Below are 14,148 nucleotides of genomic sequence, written 5' to 3' on the forward strand. Positions count from 1 at the left end.
CATCATGGAACTAAACACTGAACGTCGACTTGTCAGATGTGCATTGATTGTTTCTATAATATGTGGGGTATCATGGATGGCTATGTGGGATCTTTCAAACCTTGCGGATTCTCAAAATAATGTAATTTTAGGCACACAAATAGCAGTTTCTGGATTTGGTGAGATAACTTTGTTTGATCCACAAAAAGTGGACTTGTTTTCTGTAAACGTCTATCAGGATTCACAACTAGGATTTCAAATATCAAAACCAAATGATATCTGGGAAATTCACTCCGTACTAGATGATCTAAATTCAGATGAGTTGGTCTCATTGAAGACTAAGGGGTTTCTTGATGGAGTATATGTAGAACAAAATCATGACAGACGATTCATGGTGACAGTTTTTGATATACGACAAGAAAATTTCTCACTTCATGCTTATATTGATAATCAAATTGCTCTAATGGAATCCAAAAATGCGATAATTCCTTTTGAACAAGTTTCTCCCCAAAATGATTGGGCACTTTTTGCAGTAGAGGTATCTGATCGCACTAATCAATATGGAGAACAGATGTTATTTCTAAAAGACAATAGATTGTATATGCTACAATATTCTGGGACATCTCCTCAATCGCTTGACTCTGATCAAAAAGATGACTTTAAACAAATAATGGATTCATTTGAGGTAATCTAGATGAGATATTCCATTCCACTTACAGCAATCTTTCTAATTATTTGTTTAGGATTTTCTGCAAATTTAGCATTTGGACATGGGTTAGGAGGCGAGATGCATCCTCCAACTACTATTGGAGATAGAGATGCAACGCTTTCAATAGACATTTCTCCTTCTACATTTGATCCAAAAGTTTCTGAGAATTTTATTACATTGAAGTTATTTGATTCAAAAACTGAAGCAATAATAGAACACGTCACATTCGTTTTGGAATTAAAAAAAGACGGAGAGAGAATTTTCAGATATATGTTTCATGATGAATTTGGAAATCTCAACTTTCGTGTTATTTCCAATGATTCAGAAAATATCGATGTAAAAGGAGTCCAAGAACCACTGTTAGGAGGTTGGATGAAAGGAAATGATCAACCTCTTACTCTTACTGGACCTATTTTTACTTCGGGTGGCCTTTATGAGTATAAAGTTGAGGTACTAACTGTTGATTCTGATACGAATATCTTAGATGTAAGAGTGGAATTGGAAGGCGCAATCAGTCTTGCAGATGTGAAATCCTTTGAAGCGACTGACTCTAAAAATCAGTCTCATGATGTGCAAATTATCTCATATTTTGATACAATAAAGAATTTTGATTTTAATTCAAACCAAATGAGCTTCTCAATGCCCTTTGATTGGAATCAAGACTTGGAACAACTAAGTGTGGTTCACGAAGAAATCAGAGTTCCAAACACCTTTGGGGAATTTCTATCTACAAAATACAATTCTTATGCTAATGGAATTTTACTGCCTGAAGATGTTGTAACTATTGATGACTATTCATTTGATGATAGAACTGTTCACATGGTGATTAATCGTGAACTAATCAAACAGATTAAGGATGAGGCAACTAAAAAATCTGATTCTCAAATAGATTTTAGACTGGAGACAAGTGACAAAGTCCAGTTTCCATTAGAGTTTACAACTCCTGATATTAGATTCAAAGTATTCTTGTCTTGGGAACCTGAAATTATTAGAGCAGGCGAAGAAGTAACATTTTTTGTTGATTTTCAAGAATTATTCAGTGATAAAACTAAAAAACTTGCAGAATATGATCTTACAGTAATTCAAAACGACTCGGAAATTTATAAAAAGCGTCTTACTGGAAATGTAAATTCTGATACTCCTAATTCACATACTATAACATTTGATCCAGAACACTCTGGAACTGCAAATCTGTTTTTTTCAAACATTGATGGTAACTCTCTCTCAAAGGGAAATTTTATCATAGTGATTGAACCTTCATCGAACTTACAAGAATCTAAAATCTTTGATTCTGACATTCCAACTTGGATTAAGAACAATGCCAGTTGGTGGGCTGAAGATTCCATTGATGATGAGACATTTGTTCAAGGAATACAATTTCTAATTAAACAAAACATCTTACAAGTTCCAGATACTATTCCCCAAGAATCAAACTCTAGTGATATTCCTTCTTGGATTAAGAACAATGCTGGATGGTGGGCAGATGGACAAATAGATGATGAAGCATTTGTTCAAGGTATTCAATATTTGATCAAAAATGGCATTATTGTCATAAGTTGATTTGTACGAAAATATGGCGTAATTGATATGAATTTTTGTAAAGGTGTTCTAGAACGGTTTTAAGTAAAGAATTTCAATGACAAAAAAACAAGATATGATGATAATCCAAAACAATGTCTTGTATGTGGAGTTTACATGAAATGCCCTGAATGTTATGTATTGGGAAAATAAAGTAAGACAAATTATGTTGTGATGTTGTAGTAAATAAAAGACTATGAAATTCAGATCTTTCAAACATGCACGGGACTATGTACAAAGTTTACAATTAAAAAATGAACGAGAATGGATTTTATTTTGCAAATCAAACAAAAAACCTAGCGACATCCCTTCTGTGCCAAGACAATATTATACAAATGAATGGAAAGGGTTGGGGGATTGGTTAGGTACATACACTATAGCACCACAAAATAAAAAATTCCGAACTTTTAAAAAAGCAAGAAAATTTGTTCATTCACTTAATTTAAGAACTTATTATGACTGGTTAGATTTTTGCAAATCAAACAAAAAACCTAGCGATATCCCTTCTGTGCCAAGACAATATTATACAAATGAATGGAAAGGATTTGGAGATTGGTTAGGTACATACACTATAGCACCACAAAACAAAAAATTCCGATCTTTTAAACAGGCTAGAATTTTTGCAAGGAATTTAAAATTGAAAAATCATCTTCAATGGGTTCAATATTCTAAAACCTCTAATTTTCCTGTAGACATTCCAAGTACTCCAAATAGAACCTATCAAAACAAAGGATGGATTGGATGGTCTGACTGGCTTGGAACTAAAAAGAAATCCCTACAAAAAAATTCTTAAAATAAAAAAAGTCCGGGTTTGTGTAGAAAATATCTAGAAATCTCAATTGATTCAATATTTCTGTGATGTACTAGATCTAATTTTCTTGTCAATTGACAAGTCAAATTGGTACTTTAAGCAGATCCACCAAAATATTGATGAAAAAACAATGTATTATTTTGAAAAATTTGATGAAACCATTGCCTAAAGAGGAATTATTATATAGGAATCGTAGTCACCGGTGCATAATGAATAGAAGAATAAGCACACTCTTTACAATTGCAGCAGTAGCTGTAATGGGTGCAACTCTATTCGGAAGCACATACACACAAACCCAGATTGCTGGTCAATCTCTTGACGCATCTAAAATGGATGTTGATGTCATGGACCAAATTATGCAAATGGGCGGTTTACAGCTTGTAATGCCTCAAGCATTCGCAGAAACTGATTGTGGTGTTCTAGAAAGTTCTGGTAGAACAGTAGTCGAGTTTGACTTGACTGGTGAAAGTGTTGAACTTCCAGTTATGGGAGGAAAAACTTTCAACGCCATGACCTTTAGTGGACAAGTCCCAGGACCAACACTAAGAGTTACACAAGGTGATGTTGTAAAAATGACACTTACAATTCCAGACGATGAAGTTACTGGACACGGTAACGACATGCACGCATCACAAATTTCTGCAAGCGCTTTTGAGTCTGTCAATCCTGGCGAAACAGCACAGTATTGTTACATCGCAGAAGCAGCTGGTGTCTTCAAATACCATTGTTCTGGTGTCAAATTAATTGGCATGGACCAACACGTACTTTCCGGCATGTACGGAATTGCAATCGTTGATCCTGTTGATGGATACAAGAAATTAATGGTTGAGAAAACCAAAGTTGATGGTAGCGGTGAAGTATCGCTAGACAGAAAGTTCTATAGTGCAGATGCATTAGAGTTCCAACTCCAATACAACCAATTGTATCTAACACCTGAAGGCAACTATGATGCCGGAGCAATGTTCAAGCATCATAACACTGCAACAGTTGTTAACGGAATGCAATTCGGTTATGTACCAAACATGGCTCATAACTTACTCGTCAATGGCGATGTAAACAAGAACATCTTTGTTGCACAACCATGGAATGGAATTGAACACAAGCAATACCAATCACAACTCTTGTTTGTTGAAAATGATCAACACGTGAGACTCTTTATCGAAAACTCCGGTAATGAACCAGTATTTTTCCACATTGTTGGAGAAATCTTGGACAGAGTAGTTCAAGGTAACAGAGTACAATCCGCAGCAACTGAAACATGGTTGATTGGCGGTTCACAGAATGCAATTGTTGATTTGGTCTTTGATGAACCAGGTGCATATGCAGCAGTAAACCATGATTATGCAGCAATTTACACTGGCGCAGCTACAGTCTTTGTAGCAGGTGACCCATTCGGCTTGAACCCAGTTCTAGTTGAGAAAGGAGTTATCCCAGCACCAGTAGCATCTTATGCATATGCTTTAGGCAATCCAAGTGATGCTGTCCCACCAATGGGAAAGAACAGTATTGCTCATCCTGCACTAAACATTCACGGTTTATACACTGATGAAGTAGCTTCTGAAATGCAAGCAAGTGGCGATTATGTCGCATTATGGGAAGTAATTCCTGTAGTAGCAGAAATCCTTACTTCTTGATCTTTTAACATCTTTTTTTCTTTTTATTTTACTGTTAGTAGATACTATGTTTAGTATTGTTTCAAGTATTTTCTAATTGGTGTGTTTTATAGTTATAATCTTCATCCTATCCTATTTCATTTCATTAAAGAATTTCTTTTGATTAATTATGTTAGAAATATTGTGGATATTACATTGATACTATGCCTAAAACACCAATTACAAAAATCTTCTCCTTTTTTCCATACATATCAATCATTAATTGTAAATTAAGGTCTATTAACTAATAAAAAATATGAAACTATTGCAGATATAATCACTATTATTGAAATTTTTGTGTTGGATTGAAGTTTCAACTTTAATTATATTAATGATTAATATTTGTAAAGATTTCTAATACTGATCTTCATTTTATCATTGTAGCATTCGTGTTTAGTATTTGACAAAAGAATTAGAGATTTGGTAAATTTAACAAGTAACACTACCAAAATTCATCAGAAATAAAATCTCGTTAACTAATTCTTGTTTTTCAATCTTAAATTCATACTCTAAAAAATTAAAAACCTGACATCTCAAGACTTTGTTCTTGAGCAAATTCTAACATGTAAAATTCAATATATCCTCCTGCCAAAAGAAGTGCTAGCATAATTCCAATTTCTATTGCCGTTGGTTTGATAAGTGGAATGAGATTAATTTTTTTAAAAATTACTCTAATCAGAATAAAGCTTCTAGAGATTCCCATTGAATATGCAACAAGTTCCATTAATCCAAAGGGGGATAAGAAAAGAATTGAAAGCGGTGGAATGCTTTCTAATTCAGGTGTAGTGGCAGATATTGCAGCAAAGGCAAATCCCGTTGACCATGAAGAGAAGAGCCCCCATGCAACTCCAAATCCTGGAATAAACATTGGTAGAGCAATTGTCGTATTATGTACAAAAATTCCAAATGCATCAATATTTGAAACAAGTTCTTCGAATTCATCCATGAAGATATTTGCTTCATCTTCACTTACATCTGACATTGAGCCAATTTGATATGTGACGGAAAAAATCCCTAGAAAAATAAAAAATAAAATTATTCTTATTTTATTCATATTGTAGTTCTCAGTTGATTGTATTAGATGTTTATGTTGATGAGATGTTTGAATAAAATCTATTTTTTTGAAATCATTTCCGTATAAAATTAGTACAACAATAAAATGATGAGATGAATACTGTTGGAACATTATTCTTAATCAAAAAAACTTTACAATTGTAAAGTACTGTAATTATATTTCTTGAGAAATTGCCTATTGTGTGAAAGATTTTGAATTTATTGAAGATAAAAAATCAGATAACCAAATTATTGTAAACAAGTCAACGTTTAATCGACTAATTATGGCAATTGTAGCAGCAGCTGTTGTTTCTGCATTTTTAGGTGGCTATGTAGTTGGGGGAGAAACAGCAGAACCAAAAGAAGTCATTGTTAGAGAAGCCGTTCCAACATCTCAAGCAAAACCAACTTCACAAGAACAGCTTGGACCTCAAATTATTAGAAATATCTCAATTGATGATGATCCTATGAAAGGAAACCCTGACGCATCAATTAGTATTATTGAATTTTCTGACTTTCAATGCCCATTCTGTGCAAAGTTTCATGAAACAACCCTTCCGCAACTAGAACAAAACTATATTTCCACAGGAAAGGTAAATTTTGTGTACCGAGACTTTCCAATCCAGAGTATTCATCCAAATGCGATTCCTGCTGCACTTGCATCAGAATGTGCTGATGATCAAGGAAAATTCTGGGAGATGCATGATGAGATCTTCAAAAATCAGAGAATATGGCAAGATCTAGAAATTCTGCAATCTGTAGCCCTCTTCAAACAATATGCATCTAATTTGGGACTTGATGAAAATGCTTTTGACTCATGCCTAGATTCTGGAAAATATCTTAATGAGATTACAAATGATCTTAATGATGGTCGTGCATATGGTGTTACTGGAACTCCTGCATTCTTTGTTGGAAATGAAAAAATTGGATTTACACATATTTCAGGCGCACAACCATATTCTACATTTCAAAGAGTCATAGATGGACAGCTTGATCAATAATCATGGAATCACACCTATTTGACTTTACAAATGTAAAGTCAAGTTCATAAATATCTAGAGATGGTAAAGATTCTCATGCCACATGAATTAGATGACGTAGATATTGGCATTGTGACATCTCTACAACAAGATGGGAGGAAATCATTTAGACAGATTGCAAGAGAACTTAACATAAGCACTCCTACAGTACAAGCTAGATATCAAAGATTACTCAATATAGGATTAATAAAATCAGTTTCTCCTGTAATTGATTCTTCTAATGTTATAGATGGACAAAAGAAACAACTCCAAACATGTGATTGTCATGAGTCTCATGATGTAGATTTAAAATCAGGAATGTCTGTAACTATGAAATGCGATTTATGTGATGGTCCTATAGGGGACAAACCTCATGTTTACAAATTTGCAAATTTTGAGAGATTTTTCTGTTGTAATACCTGTAAAACTCAGTACAAGGAAAAAAACAAAGGACGAATTCAATCAATTATAGAAAAAGATAAAGAAAAAAACTGATTTTACAAATGTAAAATACCATTGTTATCTATCTCATAATTTACAATCTATGTGTATTAGATTGTCTTATTCGATTAATAACAGTTCAAAGATTTTGCTTGGAGGAGTAGTGTTTAGTATTGTTTTGCTGTCTGGAATATCCGTCGTGTTTCTGTCGCCAGTTTTGGCACAAGACAATTCCTACTCCTCTGAGAATCTACAAACTACAATTGATTCCTCAAAAAATCTTTCCCTTATTGAAATCTTTGAAAGTTCAGAATTTGGTGTAGTGAGTATTACTGTAACAAAAACATCTACTTCTGGTGGTAATACAAACAGTGTTGGTTCTGGATTTATCTTTGATAAAGAAGGTCATATCATTACAAACAATCATGTGGTAAAAGATACTAAAAAAATTGATGTGACTTTTATTGATGGAACTTCATATCGTGCAGAAATTATAGGTACAGATCCTTATGCTGATATTGCAGTAATCAAAATAGATGTGAATTCTAAAAAACTCTATCCAATTCCAATAGGAGATTCATCAAAACTCAAGGTAGGGGAGCAGATAGCAGCAATTGGTAATCCATTTGGGTTATCCGGTTCAATGACTTCAGGAATTGTGAGTCAATTAGGAAGGTTACTTCCATCAGGCGCTGGGTTTTCAATTCCTGATGTAATCCAAACAGATACTGCGATTAACCCTGGAAATTCTGGAGGGCCATTACTTAACATGAAAGGAGAAATAGTCGGGGTTAATACTGCAATCTATTCCAATGATGGTAGTTTTTCAGGTGTAGGTTTCTCTATTCCATCAAATGTTATTTTAAAAATAGTACCTGTATTGATTAAAGAAGGAGAGTTTCAACATCCCTGGGTTGGAATATCTAGTGCAAACATTACTCCTGATCTTGCAGAACTATTGAATCTACAAGATGCAAAAGGAGTTTTAATTATGACTGTAGTAAAAGATAGCCCTGCAGATAAAGCAAATCTTAGAGGTTCATCACAAACTGCTACTGCAGATGGAATGGAGTATATCATAGGTGGAGACATTGTATTGTCAATTGATGGAAAAGAAGTACGAAAGATTGATGATATTTTGACTCATTTACAACGTGAGAAAAATGTTGGTGATGCATTAAACCTTGGAATACTGCGAGACGGAAAATCAATTAATATAACTTTGACACTTGAAGAAAGACCTGAATCATAATATTTTGGCATTCAAGTATTTTGTAATATTTTTTTTCATGGCTTTAATTGTAAACTTTAGCATTGCAAATGCTGAAACTGTAAGTATTCCTGAATGGGTTTATACAGTACATGATTTTTGGATTGAAGAAAAAATTTCTGATGATGAATTTACTACCGTGCTAAACTATCTAGAAAAACAAAATATAGTTGATCTCATTTTGCATAAATCCTATGATGTTAAAACCAACTTTTTACTTAGTATGATGCAAAACCAAGATGCCCAACGATTTGTATCTTGTACTGATGGCTGGTATGTAACGGGGTATTTTGTACCCGTAGAGAAAGATTATTCTGATGAATTTATCATAATCAACATTGGTGAAACACAACGAGAATTTCGACAAGATTTTGTTGATGCAATACAGATAGAAGGTTGGGGGAAAACATTATCTGGAGATTATTTAGGTTGGTATGATAATTCCTTTCACATAAATGAAACTGCATTAGATCAAAATGGACAACCACTTGTTGCAGGTATGATAGCTGTTGATAATACCATAATAGATAGGGAAACTGAATTAATAATCTCTACACTCCCAGAACCGTGGAACGAAATCATTCTTATTTCTGCAGATGAAGGACCTGCAATCAAAGGAAAACATATTGATTTGTTTACAGGAGAAGGAAAACTAGCCGAAAATGAAACTTTTCGTGTTACTGGTTATGATAACAAAGTATGCAAATAGTTTATGATAGTCTTTCGAACAATTCTTGTTTTTTTGGAATCCCTATGAATTCCAGTTTATCATCAATTACAATTCCAGGTGCAGTAAATATTGGATATTTTTCCAAATATTCGGGTTTTTCTGTAATGTCAATTACATCATAAGATACTTTCATTTCATCTAACATTGTTTCAACAACTTTACAATTACCACAAGAAGGTGTTGTTAGAATTTCGATTTTATGACTCATTTTCAAAATGCTCTGGGTTGTTTTCAAATGCCCATCTGCAACTAGCACAACAGAATCGATATTCCTTTCCTTTGTAAGAAAATACTTCACCTTTCTCCCCCATTTCCATTCCACATACAGGATCTTTCATGCATTCACTCCTCTTATTCTTCTGACTGACCGTACAAAAAGTGGACTAAGGATCAAAACTGCCAACAAAGCACCATAAAATATTTTGAAGTCTCCCTTAACATGTCCGTGCTCATGATCATGCTCATCCATCTCAAACTCTGATGGAATAGGAGTCATTTCAATTATGCTATTCCATCCCTTATGGATAAATGTCTCCTCATACCATTCATGACCTTCTGGAAGACCATTAATTATCAAAAAGGCACCAATAACGATCAGCATCCATCCAGAAGCCCTTTCAATTGATTCTCTTTTGAGGGTAAGGCTCTTTGTTGCATTGATTCCAATTACTGCAAGAACTGACATCAAAATCAAAGGAATTGCTCTTCCTACTCCATGCACAACCCCTAATGATGCACCTACCTCTATACTTCCAGTCCCTGCAATGTAAATCAAAAGCCAATAAAATAATGGATTGGGACAACCAACTCCTGCATTTCCAAGTAACAATCCCATGAAAAATGATTTTGTATATTCTCCACGATTCTGTATGAACTTTGGTGTTCCTGAATATGACGGCAGTCTAAGAGAAATTATTTTTAGTTGAGATAAACCAAAAACAAAGGCTGCTATTCCTGCAATCAAAAACATTACAGTTGATGCTTGATCTAATGATGCACTCTGCCCAATTGCTGCAATTGCCATTCCATAAGCTGCTATTGTAATTGTTAGACCTACACCAAAAAGTAGTGCCATACTCAAACCTTTCTTGTAACCTTGACCCATACTTAGTGGAACAATAATGAAAACAAGGGGTAATGTACATGGTAGAACAATCATTGATAGACCTGCAACATATGCAATAACAATCCATGAAAGATATGTTGTATGCTCTTTTCCTTCAATTGTAAAACTTGTTCCAAGCGAAAAAATTATTCCAAGAAAAATTAATGAAAATAAAATAAATGAAATAATTACCATTGATTTTTTTGCAATTACAACTGAAGACATACCTCATACTGTTTTATTTTGATACTTAATTAGTGGACTTTACAAATGTAAGGCACTAATCAAATACCTGATTTTGATTATGACATGGATTCAATTACTTTCTCAAATACTGGATATGGCTGTGGTCCCACAATTTTCTCTTGAATGCCATCAGGGCCAACAATGAAAAATGTAGGAGTGCCTGTTACTCCATTTTCCTGTGCCTCATTTGTGTTAAATTGCACACGTTTTTGATATTTTGCCGAATCTAGGCAATTTACAAACAAATCCATATCTAATCCTAAATTGTAGGCGTATCCTTTTAGGCTGTCTGAGTTTGCCCAGCCACTGTCAATTGATAATTGATTTGAATACAGAAATCCATGATAATCCCAGTATTTTTCTTGTTCTTCTGCACAGTAAGTTGCTATTGATGCAGGAACCGAATCTTTGCCTAAGAAAGCAATATCTACAAAAACCAGTTTTGCTTTTCCTGTTTCAATGTAATTAGTTACAATGTCGGGTTTTGTATTTAGAAACCATTTCTTACAATTAGGACATTGATAATCCCCAAATTCAATTATGGTGATTGGTGCATTAGAGGAACCCATAATTGGTGAACCAAGCGAGGTATCAACAGTACCAATTTGTCTATTCATATCAAGATTGATGGATTCTGAATTTGTAGGTATTTGATAAAATAATACAAGTGTTACTAAAACAACTACAATACTTGCAGCAAATATAATTTGCTTAGGTTTGCTTTTCTTACTCTTTTTCATGTTTGCAATATTTTAAAAATTGAACATACTTAATCCCTGTACTTTACAAATGACAAAGATACTAGAACCTACTCTTTTCAACAGTAATTGTTCCTGTCATCCATGGATGTGGTTGGCAGTGATAAGGAATTACTTGCTCTTCAGTAAATAGAAATTCGTATGTATCACCTGGTTTTAATACACCTGTAGATCCAAAGTCTCCGCTATATCCGTCAGCTTGACGATGATCAGGAGTTACAGTATGAGCAGTATCATCATTATTCTGCCAAATCACTTTGTTTGTGAATCCCAATAAAACAGTAGGTTTGTTTGGAACATAGTTTTCATTTCCTTCAATTACAGCACCAGGAACAATTTCAATGATAAATTCATCTTCGGGATTCAAAATATGTTCAGACACAGATGGTTTTGCCAAAGATTCAGGAAGGTAAAATGATGTGTAAAACACTAAAGTTGCAGACATACCAATAATTAATGCAAGCATTCCTATTCCGTATGCATGACTAGATGTTGGAGTACCCAATATCAAATTTGATGAATTTACATATTTAATGTAAATACTTTACAATTGTAAAAATTATTTCCAATAATGATTTTTTCTTACAAATGTAAACTATATTCGTTAAGTATCTTTTTGATTTACACAATATATGCTCGATAACTTTGAGTTCGATTCAACATGTTATTGAGCAAATAAATTTTGAAGGGATTTTTGATCCTTATCCTAGAAGGGATCTCCCTTCAAATCTATTTTCTTTAGATTTTATCTTTGTAAAATACATGTCTTTAATATTTTTCAATTTATTGTTGACACATTTAGTTAAAGGCGGGATTAAGTGAAATTTTTGAAGTTACTGTAAACCGACTTCAGAATTAATACCACACACAATTTCTTTCACTCTGAATTTCTTTTCTGGCCTTATTACCTCTAGGTGTGGTTCTTAGTTTTACACTACAGCAAGGACACCGGATACCGAGATATTTTAGAAATTCTTCACATACTGGACATCTCTTCTGTCCAATATTGTATCTGTGTTTACCTTTGTATCCTACAGCTTTGTATTTGATACATACTCCTTTACACACATTTGTCATCTTATTGTTCAACATTTTTGTAGATATTTAACAACTGGACTTTACAGTTGTAAGTTTCTCTATTTGTATAAGATATGTTGAAAAATTAAAATGATACTGAAATAAAAAGAAAATGTTGAAATCTCTTACAATGTTTGGAATTTTGATTGTTTTTATTTTTGCAATGGGGATAGTTTCTTCAGCAGAGGCACATCCTCATGCAACCATAGATCTAATGGACTCTCATTCTCATGAAATAGGAGATAAAGGACTCCAAGAAAATTTTCTAATACATAGATTTGAGCAAGTAGTATTTTCAATAGTTGATTTTGTTAATGGCATTTTATCTAGATAGAAATTATAAATTAAAAAACTTGGAAAGGGATGTTAATTATTTTATCTCATTATCACCTACTTCCAAATACTTTTGAATTTTTTGTATCTCTTTACACTGGTCTGATATTTCAGCATTGTTTGATTTAAGAGTATGATATACTTAGATTGGGATCTTTACATTTGAAAAAGTTAGTTTGAGATTATTAAATTCAAGACTTTACATTTGTAAAATCATTCAAATGAATTTTATGTACATGTATTCACATTAAACTAGAATAAATGAAATCTATGCTTGGTGTAACTATTGGAATAATTTTAATCGGTATTGTAGGAATGCTTTATTTGCAAAATAATTTAGATGAGAAGCCTGAAAAAATATTTTTTACATTACAAGGAGATAACACTGTAAATTCTATCCCGAATGAAAATAATTGGATTGCAGGTGAAAAAATGACATATGTTTCTGCAATCAAAAACGGTCTTTTGGTTCTTGCAACAAGTAGTGCAAATGATACTGTTTTTGCGTTTAATGGCGAAACAGGAGAAAGCATAGACACATTTCTAGTTGGGAAAACTCCAAAAGGTGTTAAAATCCGTCCTGATGGTAATTTTGCATTTGTTGCAAATGAAGGATCAGATTCTATTTCTGTAATTAATTTAATCTTGGGAAAAATTCACACTGAAATTCCTGTAGGTAAAACTCCTCATAACATAATTTTCAACCCTTCAAGTGATCTTGCATTTATAACATTACAGGGTGAAGATAAGATTGCAATTGTAGATGCTAAGAAATTTGAATTAATCTCAACAATACCTATAGAAGGACTACCACATAATTTGGATATTTCTCCTAATGGCAAATTTCTTTATGTTACACGGATTGCAACAAACGATGTTGCAGTTGTAAATTTAGAAAATCAACAAATCATTGCAGAAATTCCTGTTAGTGCGGGTCATCATGGAATAGATGTGTCCCCTAATGGTAATAGAGCATACGTTTCAGGAATTGCAAGTGATGTTATCACAGTTATTGATACGCAGTCCTTTGATGTTATTGATCAAATTAAGGTGGGGAACGGCCCTCATGGTCTAAGAACTAATTATGATGGTTCTATACTTTATGTTGCAGTATCACAAACAAATGAAATTGTAGAAATTAATACAGACACATTAGAAATTATAAATTCTATAAAAACAGGCAATGTCCCATTCTGGGTTGCAATACCAGGTAATCCATAAGAAAATAATTATGTGATGGAAGTAAATTTACACATTTAAAATTACTGTAGCACAGAACAAACCAAACTTGATTTAATGGTGAACATTAACAAATTTTCATTCAACAAGAAGCAATAAATGACAAAATTAATGATAATTTAACGTTTGTAAAGTCTAGATAATAAAT

The 14,148-nt window shown here is 33.3% G+C and carries 17 protein-coding genes; 10 read left to right on the top strand and 7 right to left on the bottom strand.

Features of this window, described 5'->3' with window-relative positions:
- Positions 1-4 precede the first annotated feature (4 nt).
- From NADRNF5_RS01010 to NADRNF5_RS01025, 4 genes are all read left to right on the top strand, one after another.
- Positions 5-673 carry a hypothetical protein gene (locus NADRNF5_RS01010; RefSeq protein WP_048114802.1) on the top strand — a complete coding sequence of 223 codons (669 nt, stop codon included), beginning with the start codon at positions 5-7 and terminating at the stop codon, positions 671-673.
- On the top strand, positions 674-2,248 hold the full coding sequence (locus NADRNF5_RS01015) for a hypothetical protein (protein WP_048114804.1): 1,575 nt from the start codon (positions 674-676) through the stop codon (positions 2,246-2,248).
- Positions 2,249-2,462: 214 nt separating this feature from the next.
- Positions 2,463-3,059, top strand: coding sequence for an integrase repeat-containing protein (locus NADRNF5_RS01020; protein ID WP_048114806.1), 597 nt, complete (start codon positions 2,463-2,465; stop codon positions 3,057-3,059).
- Positions 3,060-3,286: 227 nt separating this feature from the next.
- The gene (locus NADRNF5_RS01025; RefSeq protein WP_048114808.1) at positions 3,287-4,711 is read left to right on the top strand and encodes a multicopper oxidase domain-containing protein; all 1,425 of its coding nucleotides are present in this window, start codon (positions 3,287-3,289) and stop codon (positions 4,709-4,711) included.
- Between the two features lie 535 nt (positions 4,712-5,246).
- Here NADRNF5_RS01025 and NADRNF5_RS01030 read toward each other — a convergent pair.
- Positions 5,247-5,711 carry a stage II sporulation protein M gene (locus tag NADRNF5_RS01030; protein ID WP_237089297.1) on the bottom strand — a complete coding sequence of 155 codons (465 nt, stop codon included), beginning with the start codon at positions 5,709-5,711 and terminating at the stop codon, positions 5,247-5,249.
- Positions 5,712-5,985: 274 nt separating this feature from the next.
- Here NADRNF5_RS01030 and NADRNF5_RS01035 point away from each other — a divergent pair, with 274 nt between their 5' ends.
- The 4 genes from NADRNF5_RS01035 (at position 5,986) to NADRNF5_RS01050 (ending at position 9,221) form a co-directional block, all read left to right on the top strand.
- On the top strand, positions 5,986-6,783 hold the full coding sequence (locus NADRNF5_RS01035) for a DsbA family protein (protein ID WP_052661851.1): 798 nt from the start codon (positions 5,986-5,988) through the stop codon (positions 6,781-6,783).
- A 75-nt stretch (positions 6,784-6,858) separates the two neighbouring features.
- Positions 6,859-7,296, top strand: a complete 438-nt coding sequence (locus tag NADRNF5_RS01040) for an AsnC family transcriptional regulator (protein WP_048118657.1) — start codon at positions 6,859-6,861, stop codon at positions 7,294-7,296.
- A gap of 49 nt (positions 7,297-7,345) precedes the next feature.
- Complete coding sequence (locus NADRNF5_RS01045) at positions 7,346-8,494, top strand: S1C family serine protease (protein WP_048114810.1); 1,149 nt, start codon at positions 7,346-7,348, stop codon at positions 8,492-8,494.
- A 37-nt stretch (positions 8,495-8,531) separates the two neighbouring features.
- A complete protein-coding gene (locus NADRNF5_RS01050; RefSeq protein ID WP_148313032.1) occupies positions 8,532-9,221 on the top strand; it encodes a 3D domain-containing protein in 690 nt (229 codons plus the stop codon).
- A gap of 1 nt (position 9,222) precedes the next feature.
- Here NADRNF5_RS01050 and NADRNF5_RS01055 read toward each other — a convergent pair whose 3' ends face one another.
- From NADRNF5_RS01055 to NADRNF5_RS10995, 6 genes are all read right to left on the bottom strand, one after another.
- Positions 9,223-9,450, bottom strand: coding sequence for a glutaredoxin family protein (locus NADRNF5_RS01055; protein ID WP_048118661.1), 228 nt, complete (start codon positions 9,448-9,450; stop codon positions 9,223-9,225).
- Positions 9,440-9,580: a YHS domain-containing protein gene (locus tag NADRNF5_RS10800; protein WP_082051954.1), complete on the bottom strand. Its 141-nt coding sequence runs from the start codon at positions 9,578-9,580 to the stop codon at positions 9,440-9,442. Before NADRNF5_RS10800 ends, NADRNF5_RS01055 begins: the two co-directional genes overlap by 11 nt.
- Positions 9,577-10,572 carry a cytochrome c biogenesis CcdA family protein gene (locus NADRNF5_RS01060; protein WP_048114812.1) on the bottom strand — a complete coding sequence of 332 codons (996 nt, stop codon included), beginning with the start codon at positions 10,570-10,572 and terminating at the stop codon, positions 9,577-9,579. Before NADRNF5_RS01060 ends, NADRNF5_RS10800 begins: the two co-directional genes overlap by 4 nt.
- Positions 10,573-10,649: 77 nt before the next feature.
- A complete protein-coding gene (locus tag NADRNF5_RS01065; protein WP_048114814.1) occupies positions 10,650-11,333 on the bottom strand; it encodes a DsbA family protein in 684 nt (227 codons plus the stop codon).
- 61 nt (positions 11,334-11,394) lie between these two features.
- Complete coding sequence (locus NADRNF5_RS01070) at positions 11,395-11,856, bottom strand: cupredoxin domain-containing protein (RefSeq protein ID WP_082051955.1); 462 nt, start codon at positions 11,854-11,856, stop codon at positions 11,395-11,397.
- Between the two features lie 350 nt (positions 11,857-12,206).
- Positions 12,207-12,443: a hypothetical protein gene (locus tag NADRNF5_RS10995; RefSeq protein ID WP_148313033.1), complete on the bottom strand. Its 237-nt coding sequence runs from the start codon at positions 12,441-12,443 to the stop codon at positions 12,207-12,209.
- Between the two features lie 97 nt (positions 12,444-12,540).
- On the opposite strand from NADRNF5_RS10995, the gene NADRNF5_RS01075 reads away from it, so the two are divergent.
- Positions 12,541-12,762 (top strand): hypothetical protein, encoded by a 222-nt coding sequence (locus NADRNF5_RS01075; RefSeq protein WP_048114816.1) that lies wholly within the window; start codon positions 12,541-12,543, stop codon positions 12,760-12,762.
- Positions 12,763-13,022: 260 nt separating this feature from the next.
- On the top strand, positions 13,023-13,982 hold the full coding sequence (locus NADRNF5_RS01080) for a YncE family protein (protein WP_052661853.1): 960 nt from the start codon (positions 13,023-13,025) through the stop codon (positions 13,980-13,982).
- Positions 13,983-14,148 lie beyond the last annotated feature (166 nt).

Origin of the sequence: Nitrosopumilus adriaticus (genome assembly GCF_000956175.1) — an archaeon.
Lineage (GTDB): Archaea > Thermoproteota > Nitrososphaeria > Nitrososphaerales > Nitrosopumilaceae > Nitrosopumilus > Nitrosopumilus adriaticus.